The organism is Sphaerisporangium sp. NPDC049457, from assembly GCF_055586705.1.
In genome coordinates, this window is sequence record NZ_JBVJHR010000009.1 from 38,204 (window position 1) to 53,724 (window position 15,521).

The 15,521-nt window shown below is 70.2% G+C and carries 15 protein-coding genes; 3 read left to right on the plus strand and 12 right to left on the minus strand.

Annotated features, from left to right (window positions below; translation table 11 throughout):
- Window positions 1-7: 7 nt before the first annotated feature.
- Both ACZ6QO_RS15620 and rnhA read right to left on the minus strand, forming a co-directional pair.
- The gene (locus ACZ6QO_RS15620; RefSeq protein ID WP_465851203.1) at window positions 8-877 is read right to left on the minus strand and encodes an LLM class F420-dependent oxidoreductase; all 870 of its coding nucleotides are present in this window, start codon (window positions 875-877) and stop codon (window positions 8-10) included.
- A 474-nt stretch (window positions 878-1,351) separates the two neighbouring features.
- The gene (gene rnhA, locus ACZ6QO_RS15625; RefSeq protein WP_465851204.1) at window positions 1,352-1,849 is read right to left on the minus strand and encodes a ribonuclease HI; all 498 of its coding nucleotides are present in this window, start codon (window positions 1,847-1,849) and stop codon (window positions 1,352-1,354) included.
- A gap of 298 nt (window positions 1,850-2,147) precedes the next feature.
- Here rnhA and ACZ6QO_RS15630 point away from each other — a divergent pair, with 298 nt between their 5' ends.
- The gene (locus ACZ6QO_RS15630) at window positions 2,148-2,534 is read left to right on the plus strand and encodes a PPOX class F420-dependent oxidoreductase (RefSeq protein WP_465851205.1); all 387 of its coding nucleotides are present in this window, start codon (window positions 2,148-2,150) and stop codon (window positions 2,532-2,534) included.
- A gap of 60 nt (window positions 2,535-2,594) precedes the next feature.
- Here the strand turns inward: ACZ6QO_RS15630 and rlmN are convergent, their stop codons facing one another.
- A complete protein-coding gene (rlmN, locus tag ACZ6QO_RS15635; RefSeq protein ID WP_465851207.1) occupies window positions 2,595-3,698 on the minus strand; it encodes a dual-specificity RNA methyltransferase RlmN in 1,104 nt (367 codons plus the stop codon).
- A 159-nt stretch (window positions 3,699-3,857) separates the two neighbouring features.
- Here rlmN and ACZ6QO_RS15640 point away from each other — a divergent pair, with 159 nt between their 5' ends.
- The gene (locus ACZ6QO_RS15640) at window positions 3,858-4,838 is read left to right on the plus strand and encodes a suppressor of fused domain protein (protein ID WP_465851208.1); all 981 of its coding nucleotides are present in this window, start codon (window positions 3,858-3,860) and stop codon (window positions 4,836-4,838) included.
- A gap of 28 nt (window positions 4,839-4,866) precedes the next feature.
- Here ACZ6QO_RS15640 and ACZ6QO_RS15645 read toward each other — a convergent pair whose 3' ends face one another.
- The 5 genes from ACZ6QO_RS15645 to rpsB form a co-directional block, all read right to left on the minus strand.
- Window positions 4,867-5,796 (minus strand): phosphatidate cytidylyltransferase, encoded by a 930-nt coding sequence (locus ACZ6QO_RS15645; RefSeq protein ID WP_465851209.1) that lies wholly within the window; start codon window positions 5,794-5,796, stop codon window positions 4,867-4,869.
- A 166-nt stretch (window positions 5,797-5,962) separates the two neighbouring features.
- Complete coding sequence (frr, locus tag ACZ6QO_RS15650; protein ID WP_465851211.1) at window positions 5,963-6,520, minus strand: ribosome recycling factor; 558 nt, start codon at window positions 6,518-6,520, stop codon at window positions 5,963-5,965.
- Window positions 6,521-6,529: 9 nt separating this feature from the next.
- Entirely contained in the window at window positions 6,530-7,228 is a 699-nt protein-coding gene (pyrH, locus tag ACZ6QO_RS15655) for a UMP kinase (protein ID WP_248960581.1), read from the minus strand.
- A gap of 128 nt (window positions 7,229-7,356) precedes the next feature.
- Window positions 7,357-8,190 (minus strand): translation elongation factor Ts, encoded by an 834-nt coding sequence (gene tsf, locus ACZ6QO_RS15660; protein WP_465851213.1) that lies wholly within the window; start codon window positions 8,188-8,190, stop codon window positions 7,357-7,359.
- A gap of 115 nt (window positions 8,191-8,305) precedes the next feature.
- Window positions 8,306-9,253 carry a 30S ribosomal protein S2 gene (gene rpsB, locus ACZ6QO_RS15665; RefSeq protein WP_465851215.1) on the minus strand — a complete coding sequence of 316 codons (948 nt, stop codon included), beginning with the start codon at window positions 9,251-9,253 and terminating at the stop codon, window positions 8,306-8,308.
- A gap of 958 nt (window positions 9,254-10,211) precedes the next feature.
- Between rpsB and ACZ6QO_RS15670 the strand changes: the two genes are divergently transcribed.
- Window positions 10,212-10,742 (plus strand): murein hydrolase activator EnvC family protein, encoded by a 531-nt coding sequence (locus tag ACZ6QO_RS15670; protein ID WP_465851602.1) that lies wholly within the window; start codon window positions 10,212-10,214, stop codon window positions 10,740-10,742.
- Window positions 10,743-10,952: 210 nt separating this feature from the next.
- On the opposite strand, the gene dprA is transcribed toward ACZ6QO_RS15670, so the two are convergent.
- The 4 genes from dprA to ACZ6QO_RS15690 form a co-directional block, all read right to left on the minus strand.
- The gene (gene dprA, locus ACZ6QO_RS15675; RefSeq protein ID WP_465851216.1) at window positions 10,953-12,386 is read right to left on the minus strand and encodes a DNA-processing protein DprA; all 1,434 of its coding nucleotides are present in this window, start codon (window positions 12,384-12,386) and stop codon (window positions 10,953-10,955) included.
- A 121-nt stretch (window positions 12,387-12,507) separates the two neighbouring features.
- Window positions 12,508-14,052, minus strand: a complete 1,545-nt coding sequence (locus tag ACZ6QO_RS15680; protein ID WP_465851217.1) for a YifB family Mg chelatase-like AAA ATPase — start codon at window positions 14,050-14,052, stop codon at window positions 12,508-12,510.
- Window positions 14,053-14,406: a YraN family protein gene (locus ACZ6QO_RS15685; protein WP_465851219.1), complete on the minus strand. Its 354-nt coding sequence runs from the start codon at window positions 14,404-14,406 to the stop codon at window positions 14,053-14,055.
- Window positions 14,407-15,166: 760 nt separating this feature from the next.
- Window positions 15,167-15,490 (minus strand): DUF2469 domain-containing protein, encoded by a 324-nt coding sequence (locus ACZ6QO_RS15690; protein WP_012888569.1) that lies wholly within the window; start codon window positions 15,488-15,490, stop codon window positions 15,167-15,169.
- Window positions 15,491-15,521 lie beyond the last annotated feature (31 nt).

The following is a 15,521-nucleotide window of genomic DNA, read 5'->3' on the forward strand; positions in this document are numbered from 1 at the left end:
CGGCGGGCTAGCCCTTCTGCAGGCCGAGGGCCTCGGCCGCGCTTCGCAGCGCCGCCAGATGCTCGTCGACCGAGCCGAAACCCGCCTTCATGGTGTTGACGGCGATATGGGTGGCGCCGGCCTCCTGCCACTGGCGGGCCCGATCGGCCACCTCGTCCGGGTCGCCCGTCCAGGCGACCCGGCCCTCCATGCCGAGGGCGGAGGGATCGCGCCCCGCCCGCACGGCGGCCTCCTCCACGATCGCCTTGGCCTCGTCCAGGCTCTGGCCCGGAGTCACCTGCGGGAACCAGCCGTCCGCCAGCCGGCCGGCGCGCCGGTACGCCGGTGGCGACTGCGCGCCGAACCAGACGGGGATCGGCCGCTGCACCGGCAGGGGCGCGAGACCCGCTCCGGTGATCCGGTCATGGTCGCCGTGGAAGGTGACGGCCTGCTCGGTCCACAACCGGCGCAGCAGGCCGACCTGCTCCTCGATGCGCCTGCCGCGGACGGCGAAGTCCTGGCCGAGCGCCTCGTACTCGACCGCGTTCCATCCCAGCCCCACCCCGAGCCGGAACCGCCCGCCGGTGAGCAGGTCGACCTCGGCCGCCTGCTTGGCCACCAGCGCCGTCTGGCGCTGCGGCAGGATGATGATGGAGGTGACCAGCTCCAGGGAGGTCAGCGCGGCGAGGTACCCGAACAGGACCATCGGCTCGTGGAAGGTGCTGCGCACGTCGTACGGGCCCTGCCAGCCCTGGTGGACCGCGGGGTCGGCGCCGACCACGTGGTCGTAGGCCATCACGTGCCGGAAGCCGAGCTCCTCGACCCCCTGCCCGTAGGCCCGCAGCGCGCCCACGTCCGCGCCGATCTCTGTCTGGGGCAGGACGACTCCGATTCTCACGCGTGGCTCCCGTCGGCGGGTGAAGTGGACTCGGTGCCATCATTCCGTGGCCGGCCGCCGCTCAACCGTCCGTGCCGCCCGGCGCCGGGCCGGGCGGCGCCGCGCGCGTCGTCAGGAGGCGCGGGTGCGGCGGCCGATGACCCTCAGTCCTTCGACGAAGGCCGCGGCGAACTGGCGGGGGTTGGCAGGGATCAGGGCGCGCATGTCGGCCTCCTCGTATGGTCGATGTGACTTCGACCGAGGTTTCCAGCGTCCTGCCGCGCCGACTACGCAAAAAGCCGCACAAGACCAGGTCTCCGCGCTGAACCGTGAGTGGCCGGGCCTGGCCGGGCCCACGCGAAGCCGTCCGGGCGACCGGCCGATGTTCGGTCGGGGCGACCGGCCGGCGTTCGGCCGGGGGGACAGGGCCGACGTTCAGTCGGGACGGCCCGCGTTCAGTCGGGACGGCCCGCGTTCAGTCGGGACGGCCCGCGTTCAGTCGGGACGGCCGGCGGAGGCGCGGGCCTGCTCCGCGCCCCGGCGGGCGAGGGCGTCGGCGCGGTCGTTCTCCGGGTGGCCGGAATGGCCTTTGACCCAGAGCCATTCGACGGTGTGCCGGGCGGTGGCCTCGTCGAGGCGTCGCCAGAGGTCCACGTTCTTGACCGGCTGCTTGGCGGCCGTCTGCCAGCCGTTGCGCTTCCAGCCGCGCAGCCACTGGGTGATGCCGTTGCGGACATAGGTGCTGTCGGTGTGCAGGCGTACGGCGACCGGCCGGGTGAGGCTCTCCAGAGCCATGATCGCGGCCATCAGCTCCATGCGGTTGTTGGTCGTCCCGGCCTCGCCGCCGTAGATTTCCTTCTCCGTGCGGCCGTAGCGCAGCACGGCTCCCCAGCCGCCGGGCCCGGGGTTGCCGCTGCACGCCCCGTCCGTGTAGATGTCCACGACCCGCCCGGCCGCGTTCGCCTCGTTCGCCTGGTCCTGCACAGCCGGCATGCGCTCCTGCCCATAGGTCTCGCGGTCGGCACCAGTCATACCACTGCCCTCGCGCGCCGTGCCCGAGCGGGGCGCGGCGCCCGACGTGGGTCCGGCGATTGGGGTTCCTTCGGGGAACTGTGAGCGTTATGGTCATGGAGTCTCTTCAAGGAACTCCAAAAGGGGCGGCGCCCCACCGTCATGGCATCCGGAGCCCCGGTTCCCGGACGTCACCGCCGGAGTCGCCGGCCGCCTCGCGCGGCTCTCCGGCGTCCCCGCCGGCGGCCCACCCGAAGGCACCACAGAACTCACCCAGGAGATGACCACGATGCTCGCCCCGAACGTACGGCACGCGCTCGACGGCACCCCGATCGCCCACCTCGCCAGCGTCCTGCCCGACGGCGCTCCCCACTCCGTCCCGGTCTGGATCGGCACGCACGGCGACCGAGTCGCGATCATGACAGGCCCGGGCTCCCGCAAGGCCCGCAACCTGCGGCGCGACCCGCGGGTCGCGCTTTCCCTGACACCGGCGGACAACCCGTTCCAGCCGGTCATCGTCCGCGGCAGGGTGGTCGAATGGCTCGAAGGCGACGCCGCCTGGGAGATCGCCGACCGTATCGCGACGAAGTACATCGGCGGCCCCTACACGCGCGAGCAGGAGCGGGTCGTCGCGCTCATCGAGCCCGATCGGCAGATCATCGGGTGACACGCCGCATCACCCGGCGGCGCCGGCGCCGCCGGTGAACACGATCAGGTACGCGTGACCTCACGCGTCGGGCGTGGCGGCGGCGAGCTGACCGCAGGCGCCGTCGATCTCGCGTCCTCGCGTGTCGCGCACCGTGACGGCCACTCCGTGCGACTCCAGGCGGCGCACGAACGCCCGCTCGTCCTCAGGGCGGGAAGCCGTCCACTTGGAGCCGGGGGTCGGGTTGAGCGGGATCAGGTTGACGTGCACGAGCTTGCCCTTGAGCAGCCGGCCCAGCAGGTCGGCCCGCCACTCCTGGTCGTTGATGTCCTTGATCAGGGCGTACTCGATCGAGACGCGCCGCTTGGTGGTGGCGGCGTAGCTCCAGGCGGCGTCCAGCACCTCGCCGACCTTCCAGCGGGTGTTGACGGGCACCAGCGTGTCGCGCAGCTCGTCGTCGGGAGCGTGCAGCGAGACGGCCAGCGTCACCGGCAGCCCCTCCTTCGAGAGCTTCTCGATGGCGGGGACGAGGCCGACCGTGGAGACGGTGACGCCCCGGGCCGAGATGCCGAGGCCCTCGGGCGCGGGGTCGACCATGCGGCGCACGGCGCCGATCACCGCCTTGTAGTTGGCCAGCGGCTCGCCCATGCCCATGAAGACGATGTTGCTCACCCGGCCGGGGCCGCCCGGGACCTCGTCCCTGGCGAGCGCGCGTGCGCCGGCCACGACCTGCTCGACGATCTCGGCCGTGGACATGTTGCGGGTCAGCCCGGCCTGCCCGGTGGCGCAGAACGGGCAGTTCATGCCGCACCCGGCCTGGGACGACACGCACATGGTCACGCGGTCGGGGTAGCGCATCAGCACCGACTCGACGAGCGCCCCGTCGAAGAGCCGCCACAGCGTCTTGCGCGTCATGCCGCCGTCACAGGTGATCTCGCGCACCGAGGTCAGCAGGCTGGGCATCAGGCTGGTCACCAGATGGTCGCGCGAGGACGCCGGCAGGTCGGTCATGTGCTCGGGGTCGGCGGTCAGCCGTTCGAAGTAGTGCCGGGAGAGCTGGTCGGCGCGGAAAGGCTTCTCACCCAGCTCGGCGACGGCCGCACGGCGCTCCGCCATGGACAGGTCGGCCAGATGGCGCGACGGCTTGGCCCGTCGGGGGGCGACAAAGGTTAGCTCGGCGGACATGTCCTTCTCTTAACGGTTTGCCGGAAGCTGCATCGGACAGCCATTCCGTGTGATCTATTGCGATCCTCGGCCGAACGGGGAGAGGTTCACCGGAAAGGCGGATACGCGTTGGGCATCACCGATGTCGTTCTCACCGACACCAGCCCCTACGGTAGTCGCGTGGTGACCGTCGAACACGACGGGTTGTCGTCGGTAGCTTACCTGCGCGACGCCGAAGGCGGGATTCACGGAGCCGTGTGGCTCGCCAATCATGGACCCGCGCCCTCCTCTGTCGACCTGGCGCGCATCGAGTCCGGCCAGACCCCGGTCATGCCGCTGGGCAACACCCGTGTCCCCGAGGGCACGCCGCCGTTCACGGCGGACGAGCTGGAAGTGCTGTGGTTCGAGGAAGGCGACGGCGCCGCCCTTTACCGCAACGGCGAGCTCCTGGCGGTGATTCCCGGCTGGGCGGACCTGGAACGCGGCATGCCCGGCTACGCCAGGGACGCCGTCGGGGAGTCGCCGTTCGCCTGGCCGCTGGGCGAGGCGCTGGAGGGGCTCGCGCCGCGCATAGCCAAGGCCCGCTCGTACTGGGAGTGGCGGCTCGGCGACGCCGCCTGGCCGTCCTTCCAGCAGTTCGTCATGAGCCACCTGGACGCCCGGATCGGCCCGGCCGCGCGATATTGGGACGTCGGCGGCGGCCGGCTCCCGGCAGTGGGCATCACCGAACGCCCGCGGGACGGGTACACGGTGCTGTCCACGGTGGGAATGAGCTGCCAGCGCATGCCCACGGTCGAGCAGTACATCGAGGAGCCGGACACCTACGCGCGCGTCGAGCTGGCCGTGGCCACGCGGGGGGAGGCGACGGAGGCGGCGCAGCTGTTCCTGTGGCTCGCACGCTACCCGTGGCACTCGGTCACCTGGCTCGGGCACGGACACACCGCGCGCTGGTACCGCGAGGCGGCGTCGTTCCCGCTCGGCTCCGCCTACCAGGGGGTGCTGCTGGTGGACACGGTGCCGGGACTGCCGGACCTGTCGGGATTCGCGTTCAGCGGCGATGAGGTGCGGTGGCTGTGGCTGGTCCCGGTGACCGAACAGGAGCTGCGGCTGATCGCCGAGCATGGCCACCAGGCGTTGCCGCTGTCGGGCCGCGTCCCCTGACGGCCGGTCGGCCCCCCGTACGCGGACGTCAGGCGGGGACGAAGACGGCCAGCAGCAGCCAGACGGGGAAGAGCGTGGCGAGCAGCGAGTCCAGGCGGTCCATCATGCCGCCGTGGCCCGGCAGCACGTTGCCCATGTCCTTGATGCCGAGATCGCGCTTGATCACCGACTCCACGAGATCGCCCAGCGTCGCGCAGACGGCGACCACGACGCCCACCACGGCGCCCTGCCAGTACTGCCCGTCCAGGAGGAACCGGACCAGCAGCGCCCCGCACAGCACGCAGGCCAGCACGGAGCCGGCGAAGCCCTCCCAGGTCTTCTTCGGGCTGATGATCGACATCTTGTGCCTGCCGAAGAGGATGCCCGCGAAGTAGCCGCCGATGTCGCTGCACACGGTGACGGCGACGAAGATGACCACCCGGTCTGGACCGTCCTGATGGCTCAGCATCAACGGCACGAACCCGGCGATCAGCGCGGGATACACCGCCGTCAGGACGCTGGCGGAGGCGTCGCGGACGTATCCGTCGGGGCCTTGCAGCATGCGCCGGCTGAGCAGCACCAGCACGGTCAGCGTGAACGCGCCCAGCAGCCAGATGGGGCCGCCCCAGTACGCTCCGGCGAGCATGGCGACCAGGCCCGCCAGGACGGTCGGCATGGAGACCTTGGCGTCGCGGACGGCGAACGCGCGAACCATCTCCACGACGCCGATGCCGACGGCGGCCAGGACCACGACCAGGAAGAGCACCTTGACGAAGTAGAGGGAGCCGATGACCACGGCTCCGAGCGCCACGCCGACCGCGATCGCCGCGGGAAGGTTGCGCCCGGTGCGGATGCGCCCGGGCTTGCCCGCCACACCGGGCGCGCCGGTGGTCTCACCGGTCGCGGGGGGCTCGGGCGGGCGTGCTCCGGACCCGTGACCTCCGACCGGCCCGGTGCCGTCCGCCGCCGTACCTTCCACAGTGATCCCACTCTCGTGCGACGACCGCGCCCGGTGACCCACTTCGCCAGTGCCGCCGGAGGGCGGGGAGGGGGCGCGGTGGCCGCCGAACGCGGCGAGGGCGCTTCCCCACGGCCGACACCGGAGTGGAAGCGCCCCAACCTGACCTTTCAGAACCGCTCAGTGCTCAGACTTCGAGCAGCTCGGCCTCTTTGTGCTTCAGCAGCTCGTCGATCTTGGCGACGTGCTTCTGGGTGAGGTCGTCGAGCTCCTTCTCGGCGCGGCGCACCTCGTCCTCGCCGGTCTCGCCGTCCTTGACCATCTTGTCGAGGGTCTCCTTGGCGTGGCGGCGGATGTTGCGCACCGAGACCTTGCTGCTCTCGGCCTTGGTCCTCGCGACCTTGATGTACTCCCGGCGGCGCTCCTCGGAAAGCTCGGGGAACACCACCCGGATCACCGCGCCGTCGTTGCCGGGGTTGACCCCGAGGTCGCTGTCGCGGATCGCCTTTTCAATGGCGCTCATCGAACCCTTGTCGTAGGGCTGGATGATGACCATGCGGGCCTCTGGAACATGGAACGAGGCCAGCTGCTGCACCGGGGTCGGCGACCCGTAGTAGTCGACATTGATCTTGTTGAACATCGAGGGGCTGACTCTGCCGGTGCGGATCGCCGCGAAGTCCTCCTTGGCGACCGCGACCGCCTTGTCCATCTTCTCCTCGGCTTCGAAGAGGGTTTCGTCGATCACAGCGGCTCCCTATTTCCCTGCCGGACTCACCAGCGTGCCGATCTTTTCACCGCGGACCGCCCGCAGGATGTTCCCCTCACCCATCAGGTCGAAGACCACGATGGGCAGGCCGTTGTCCATGCACAGGCTGATCGCGGTGGCATCCATGACACCGAGACCCCGCGTCAGCACCTCGCTGTAGTCGAGCTGGTCGAAGCGGACGGCGTCGGGGTTCTTGCGCGGGTCGGAGTCGTAGACCCCGTCGACCTGAGTGCCCTTCAGCACGGCCTCCGCACCGACCTCCAGGGCACGCTGCGCGGCGCAGGTGTCGGTGGAGAAGAACGGCGAGCCGAGCCCGGCGCCGAAGATGACCACGCGCCCCTTCTCAAGGTGGCGGATGGCGCGCCGGGGCAGGAACGGCTCTGCGACCTGCTGCATCGTGATGGCCGTCTGCACCCGGGTCTCGACGCCGCGCTTCTCCAGGAAGTCCTGCAGGGCGAGGCAGTTGATGACCGTGCCCAGCATGCCCATGTAGTCGGCCCGGGCGCGGTCCATGCCGCGCTCGGACAGCGCGGCGCCGCGGAACATGTTGCCTCCGCCGACGACCACCGCGACCTGCACGCCCTCGCGCACGGCCTCGGCGACCGAGTCGGCGAGCTTGGCGACCACGACGGGGTCGATGCCCAGTGGCTCGGCGCCCGCGAACGCCTCGCCGGACAACTTCAACATGACGCGCTTCCAGCGGAGCGGCCCGTCGTACGACGAAGCCGCCGGCGTAGCGGATCGATGGTTCTCCTGCACGACGGCGGCCTCCTCGGTGGTGATGATGAGCTGGTCAGTCCCTCTCGGGGCTAAGCCTATGCCTGACCGACCTTGTAGCGAGCGAAGGCCAGGACCTTCACCCCGGCCTCGGCCGCGAGCTTGGCGATCGTCTTCTTGTTGTCCTTGACGAAGGCCTGCTCCAGGAGGGTGAAGTCCTTGTACCAGCCGTTGATGCGGCCATCGACGATCTTGCCGATGGCGGCCTCCGGCTTGCCCTCCTCGCGGGTCATCTGCTCGAAGACCGTGCGCTCCTTCTCGATCACGTCGGCCGGGACGGAGTTGGGGCTGAGGTACTTGGGGGCCATCGCGGCGGTGTGCTGGGCGATGTCCTTGGCCAGGTCGGCGTTCGGGGTGTCGAGCTGCACCAGGACGCCCACGGCCGGCGGAAGCTGCGGGTCGGTCTTGTGCATGTAGGAGGCGATGTAGCCGCCCTCCAGCACGACGAAGCGACGGACCTCGATCTTCTCGCCGAGGGCGGCGTTGGCCTCGTCCAGGTGCTCCTTGACGGACTTGCCGTCGAGCTCGGACTCCAGCAGGCTCGGCACGTCGGTCGGCCGGGTGTCGAGGACGTGGGCGACGACGCGGGCGGCGAGCTCCTGGAAGCGCTCGCCCTTGGCGACGAAGTCGGTCTCGCAGTTGAGCTCGAGCAGCGCGGCGAGCGACTCGCCCTCGTGCTTGACGGCGATCAGGCCGTTGGAGGCGGTGCGCGCCTCGCGCTTGCCGACGTCCTTCGCGCCCTTGACGCGCAGGAGGTCGACGGCCTTGTCGAAGTCGCCGTCGGACTCCTCCAGGGCCTTCTTGCAGTCCATCATGCCGGCGGCGGTCAGCTCACGAAGCCGCTTGACGTCGGCCATGTTCACGGAAGCCATTGTCTTTTCCTCGTCGAGTCGTCGTGGATCGGGTGGGTGCGCCCCTGGTCGGCACACCCACCCGTGAAGAGACTTGCTCGCCGTACGGCAGATGCCCGTACGGCCTGACGGAGCCTCAGCCCTGCTGCTCGGTGCCCTCGGCCTCTGCGGCGGGAGCGGCCGGGGCGTCCTCGGCGGCGGGAGCGACCTCAGCGACCTCGGCGACCTCGGCGACCTCGGTCGCCTCCGCGGCGGGGGCGTCCTGCTGGGCGGGAGCCTCGGCGGCGGCTTCCGGAGCGGCGGCCTGCTCGTCGCGGGCGAGCAGCTCGCGCTCCCACTCGGCCAGCGGCTCAGCGGCGGGGGTCGGCTTCTCGTCACCGCGGGTGGCGCCGGCACGCGCCATCAGGCCGTCGGCGACGGCGTCGGCGATCACGCGGGTGAGCAGGCTCACGGCGCGGATGGCGTCGTCGTTGCCCGGGATCGGGTAGTCGACCTCGTCGGGGTCGCAGTTGGTGTCGAGGATGGCGACGACCGGGATGTTCAGCTTGCGGGCCTCGCTGATCCCGATGTGCTCCTTCTTGGTGTCGACGACCCACACCGCGCTCGGGACGCGAGCCATGTCCCGGATGCCGCCGAGGGTGCGCTCGAGCTTGTCCTTCTCGCGGCGGCGCATCAGGAGCTCCTTCTTGGTGAGCCCGGAGCCGGCCACGTTGTCGAAGTCGAGCTCCTCGAGCTCCTTCAGGCGCTGGAGCCTCTTGTGCACGGTGGAGAAGTTGGTGAGCATGCCGCCCAGCCAGCGCTGGTTGACGTAGGGCATGCCGACCCGCGCGGCCTGCTCGGCGATGGCCTCCTGGGCCTGCTTCTTGGTGCCGATGAACAGGATGGTGCCGCCGTGGGCGACCGTCTCCTTGACGAAGTCATAGGCGCGGTCGATGAAGGACAGCGACTTCTGCAGGTCGATGATGTAGATGCCGTTGCGCTCGGTGAGGATGAAGCGCTTCATCTTCGGGTTCCAGCGCCGGGTCTGGTGCCCGAAGTGGACGCCGCTCTCGAGCATCTGCCGCATGGTGACGACGGGGGCCATGAGTAATGGTCCTCCTGGGTAGAGCGCCGCGAAGGCGCGTTTCTCGGTTGTCCGCGGAAGCCTGGGGCTCCCGCCCTGACGCCCTGAGTCGTCCCATCCGCGTCGAAACGCGGACCGAGAGGACGAATCGCCTGTGGGCGTGCGAAGTCGGCCCGCATGGCGAGCCACCAAAAGTGTACCCGGAACCAACCCGCCCCCAGCCCACCCCACAAGACCCTCACCCCAACCCCCACCGCCCTCCCCCGATCAACCACCCACCACACCGAACAAGATCACCACGAAGGGCAGAACCATTGCCCGCCCAACCAGGCACCCGACGCCCCCTCCGGCCAACGCAACCCGCCCCGACTCAGCACGTCCCGATCACCCGACAGAGCTCCCTCCGCCGAACGCGACTCACCCGGACTCAGAGCATCCCGATCACAGGCAGAGCCGACGCGCGCCTCAACACCAGCCGGATGGCTCCCCCGCTGACGCCGCACTCAACGCGGACCGCGGCGCCCACGCCGCCCGCCAACTCCGGCGCGCCGCTGCGGACACCCGCCGTCCGATGGCCGGTGATCTCCGGACGTCGGACATCGGACACGTACTTCGGACGCCGTGCCGCGGCTCTTGCCGTCTCACCCCATCCGTACCTGGTCGGCTACGGCGACGGCGGTTATGCACAGAACGACGTTCGGTCAGGTCGCGCTACGTCACTTCCGGGCAACCTGCTCGCATGCGTCTTCCGATCACCCGCCCGGCCCCGGTGCTTTTCATCACGCTCGGCCTCATATCGGTGCCCGCTGCCCGCCCCCAACCCGCCACGGCGACAGCCGCACCGCCTTCCCCGGTCCCCGCCGCCTCGCCCTCACCTGCCGGCACGAGCGCCCATCATCAGAACCGTCGGGACCCGCGCACGCGCCACACGATCTCGGCCGCAGAGCCCCCCAGCGTGGGGCAGACGCCGTCACCGTCCATGCTCACGAACCCGCCGACATCCATCCCAGGACATCCCTCCGAGGCGCCCGCCGCCCCGCCCGGTGCGATCACCGACTCGAAGTTCACGGATGATCCCGTCCGGTGGAGCCTGCCGCTTGACGGGCCGGCCAGAATTTTGCGCCGGTTCGCCCCGCCACCGCGCCCGTGGCTCGCGGGGCACCGAGGCATCGATGTCGCCGCGCGCCCTGGTCGGCGGGTGCGGGCGGCCGGTCCGGGCATCGTCGGATATGCCGGCCCGCTCGCCGGCCGAGGCGTGATCATGATCCTTCACTCCGGCGGACTGCGCACGACGTATCTGCCCGTCCACGCGACGGTCCGGCGCGGGCAGACGGTGAACCGCGGGCAGATCATCGGCACGACCGAGGGGCGAACTTGGCACTGCCCGTCCCCCTGCCTGCACTGGGGTTTGATCGACAAGTCGCGTTATCTTGATCCACTGCTGCTCGTCGGCCTCGGTCAGGTGCGCCTCCTCCCCCACTGGCCCACAACACCTCCCGTCACCCCCTGACAGAGCGCGACGAGCACGGTTCCCGCACCGCCGACCACCCTCCTGTCACCTGAACCGGCCCACATATCGTCCGGCCGCCAGCCCCGTACCTCTCCAGGCTCCTGATCTTCGGACTTCCCGACATACGGCCAGACCCAGGCTTCGACCGGTCATCTCCTCCTCGCATTGCCTCATAGCTTCGAAGCTGGGCTCGGCGGGGGGAAAGGCGGTTCAGCGCGGGCGGCGAAGGCGCCAGCCACGGTCTGAGCGTTCCACGTAGCCTGCCGCCGCCAAGGCTCCGAGACGGCTGAGAACCGTGGGGATGTCCACACCCGCGGCGACGGCGATCGTCGCCGGTCCGGCTCCCGATCGCGCCGGCACCGCCTCCAGAACGGCTCGGGTCTCCTCATCGAGAAGGTCTCGCGACAGCACAGGCCCTCGCGGCTCCGGAGCCAGGTCGTCGCCGATGGCTCCCACCAGTTCGATCACGTCTCTGCACGAGGTGACGCAGACGGCCTCCGCTCGCCGGATGAGCCGGTGGCAGCCCGCGGAGTTCTCAGAGGTGACCGGACCTGGCACCGCGGCGAGATGGCGCCGGAGGGCGACCGCGTGCGCGGCGGTGTTGAGCGCCCCGCTCCGCAGGGCCGCCTCCACGACGACGGTGCCTCGTGACAGGGCGGCGATCACCCGATTGCGGATGAGAAATCGTGGTCGCGTCGGACGCACACCGGGCGGGCACTCGCTCACGATCACTCCTTTCCGGCGGACGACCGCGAACAGGTCATGGTTGGCAGTGGGATAGACGATGTCGATGCCGCACGCCAGCACTGCGATGGTCGGAGCCGAGCCGGCCAGGGAACCGCGATGCGCGGCCGCGTCCACGCCGTAGGCCCCGCCCGAGATGACGGTCCAGCCGGCCTCCGAAAGCCCGGCGCCCATCTCCGCCGAGACGTGGGTGCCGTACGGAGTGGCGGCCCGCGAGCCGACCACCGCCACCGAGCGAAGGCAGGAGAACCGGAAATCGGCGTCTCCACGCAACCACAGCGCGAGAGGGCGATCGGGTCCGAGGTCGTCCAGCTGGGTCGGCCACTCCAGGTCGCCGGGCACGATCAGTCGGGCGCCCAGCCGTTCACCCTCGTCGAGGTCGGCCACCGGGTCGGCCGTCTGGAGCCGGGCTCGCCACGCCCTGAGGTGGCGCTCGACATCCGGCGGCCTGCTCTTGCCGGAGGTCATCTCATCGACGAAACAGGGATCGAGCCTTCCCTGCCGTACCTGCCCGAGCGCGCCCTCGGGCCCGTACGCGGCGACCAGCCTGCCCATGAGGCCGTCGCCCGTGTCGGAGATGCGCATCAGCGTGACCCTGGCCAGCCTTCCCGGGCCACGCTGGAACGTCGCCGACCTTCCGGTATCAGACCGGCGATCCCCCTCGTCAGCGGACGAGACCGGCAGCAAGGTGGGGCCGTCCCGGGACGGCACGCACGGCGGCGGGACCTCCTCGCCGTCCGCCATCGTGAACGTGGTGACCGTCTGGGACCGCTCGGAGGGCGGGGCGACGGGCGCGGACGGCGTGGCGACCGCGGCGACGACTTCGGCCGGCACGGAGGACGCCGCGGCGGCTTGCGACACTCCGGCCGCCGGTGAGTCGACGCGTTGCTGGGCGTACATGGATCCTCCAGTACGGATGAGTCAGCGCGGGGGTGAGGGGGTGTGAGTGGAGATGAGCCTGCTCGGGGCCGGCTCAGAGTCGGTCTCCTTGCGCAGCCAGGCCGGCGAGGCAGGGGCGGCGTCAGTCGGTGCCCAGCCATAGGGCCATGGCTGCGTTGCTTTCTGAGAGGTCGGGTATGTCCTTGCCTAAAAGGTCGGCCAGGGTCCACGAGAGGCGGATGACGCGGTCGAGACCGCGGGCGCTCAGTTCTCCGGTGTCCAGGCAGCGGTACAGAGGGGCCATCGCCGGTGCGGGCAGGCGGTGATCAGCGTGGAGCGCCGCGGTGGGGATCTCGGCGTTGCATCTCCACGGCGTGCCCGCGAGGCGCTTCAGGGCGCGTTCACGGGCCAGTGCCACCCGCTCGGCCACCACGGCGCTCGATTCGATGAACTGCCGGTCCGACAGCAGCTCGCGCCGTGTCGAGCGGGTGAGCTTCACCTTGACGTCTATGCGGTCGACAAGGGGCCCTGAGAGGCGCGCCAGATAGCGCCGCCGCTGGTGAGGGGTGCACTGACATGGGCTCTCGGGGGTGGACGGCTGGGCGCACGGACAGGGATTGGCGGCGAGCACGAGCATGAACCGGGCAGGAAACGTGACCGTGCCGATGGCGCGGGCGACGGTGACCTGCCCGGACTCGAGCGGTTGCCGGAGTGAGTCGAGCACGCGCGCCGGGAACTCGGGTGCTTCGTCCAGGAACAGCACGCCCCGGTGGGCGAGGGAGACCGCGCCCGGCCGGATGACGCCGCTTCCGCCGCCGACCATCGCCGCGACGGTGGCGGTGTGATGCGGCGCCATGAACGGCGGATGCCGCAGCAGCGGACGCCCCGGCGGCAAGGTGCCCGCGACCGAGTGGATGGCGGTGACCTCCAGCGCCTGGTCGCGATCGAGGGGAGGCAGCAAGGTGGGAAGGCGTTCCGCGAGCATCGTCTTGCCGGTGCCGGGCTGGCCCAGCATCCACAGGTTGTGCCCGCCCGCCGCGCAGACCTCCAGGGCGCGACGGGCCATGGCCTGACCGGCGACGTCGGCGAGATCAGGTGACAGGCCGGTCGCGTCGGAGCCGGGGCTCGCAGCGGGTTCCGCTGCTTCGCGCATGACCGGCATGTCGGCGGCCTCCGCCTCTCGGAGGTTCTCGACCAGCTCGGCGAGCGTGAGAACCGGTACCACGGTGACTCCCGGCACCAGGCACGCCTCCGCCGCGTTGGCCATGGGAACGACCACGCAACGCGCGCCGGCCTCCACCGCGGCGAGCACGGCGGGCAGGACGCCGCGCACCGGTCTCAACGAGCCGTCGAGCCCGAGCTCTCCGAGGAAGAAGGGCGGTGCGATGCGCTGTTTGGGCACCACCCCGGCCGCTCCGAGCAATGCCACCGCGATGGCCAGGTCGAAGAGGCTGCCGCGCTTGGGGAGGCTGGCCGGGAACAGGCTTATGGTGACCCGCGCGTCCGGCCAGGGAAATCTGCTGTTGATGACGGCTGAGCGGACGCGGTCGCGGGCCTCGCTCAGCGCGGTGTCGAGCATGCCGATCAGGTGGACGCCGGCGATGCCGTGGCCCACATCGGCCTCCACCTCCACCACGTGGCCGCTCACCCCTACCAACGCGACGCATCGCGTGCGAGCGACGGCCATCTACGACACCCCCCGGTCGTGCCGGATCGAGAACTCACCGGCGAAGCGCTCAAGGGCGACCACGTCGATGCGGATGGAGGAGAACCACTCACGCCGGCCGGTGAGCCAGCGGGCCGCGACGGTGCGGAGCTTGGCGAGCTTCGCCGCCGTCACCGCCTCGAAGGCCGAGCCGTGGCTGCGCCCGGAACGGGTCTTGACCTCCACGACCACGAGGATCGGGCCCTCACGGGCCAGGATGTCGATCTCGCCCTCGGAACAGCTCCAGTTGCGCTCCAGGATCTGCAGGCCCGCCGCCCGCAGGTAGTCGACGGCAAGCTGCTCGCCGTGCCTTCCAAGCTCGTGTGCCATGGTCATGGGACCACCTCCGGCCCCGACCTTCGCGCATGACGCTCACCCGCCAGATCACCGAACGGCGTTCTGTGGATAGGGCGATGATCAAGCGTCGGTGTTTCGCGTCCTGGGGATCGAGATGAGCGATGAAAGGCCCCTATTGCGGTTGTCTGACGTGGCGCTCTCGCAGCTCCGCCAGGGTGAAACCATCACGGGAGAGACGAGTTACGGCATAACGGACCTGTGGACGAAACCCATTGGGGTAGCCGGACGCTCCCCGAGGGATCGCGACGTCCATGACGGTGCATCGCTCGGAGAAGATTCCTGCTCCGCGACGATCAAACGCCTCCGTGGCGGCCGCTCACGTCCGCGACGGGTCCGCGACGGGTCCGCGTACCCGAGGTTTCTCGCGGATTCGGCGCCTGCCGCACAGCAGGCCGGCCGGTCCCTTAGGTCCCTTACCGGCCTGCGTACAACGCACCGGGCCACATGGGGCTGGTGGGGGCCCGATTGAGTGGTGCGGAGTGGGGTTGGGGCTGCGCTTGGCCTTGGGTGAAGGGTGGGCGCAGCTCGGGCGTGGGTGGCCGTCAGGTCGCGAGGACCGTCTCACGCGTCAGGTCGGGAGGACCGTCCTACGCGTCAGGTCGCCAGGACCGCCTCGGGCGTCAGGGTGAGAGGGCCGTCTTGGTCGGGAGACCCGTCTTGAACACCAGGTCGGGGGTCGGCTTGGGCGTCAGGGCGAGAGGCCGGTTTGGGTGTTGGGTTGCGAGTGGTGGGTTGGGTGTCAGTTCGAGAAGCCTTCTTTGGGCATTTCGAGGTCTGGCTTGGCCAGTTCTTCGACGTTGACGTCCTTGAACGTCACCACGCGGACGTTCTTGACGAACCGTGCCGGGCGGTACATGTCCCAGACCCAGGCGTCCTGCATCTTGACGTCGAAGAACACGTCGCCGTTCTCGGCCGTGCGGACGTCGAGGTCGACGGAGTTGGTCAGATAGAAGCGCCGCTCGGTCTCAACGACGTAGGTGAAGAGACCCACCACATCGCGGTACTCCCGGTAGAGCTGCAACTCCATCTCGGTCTCGTATTTCTCGAGATCCTCTGCGCTCATCCCGGTCCTCCACTTCCCTTCCTCCCCCGGT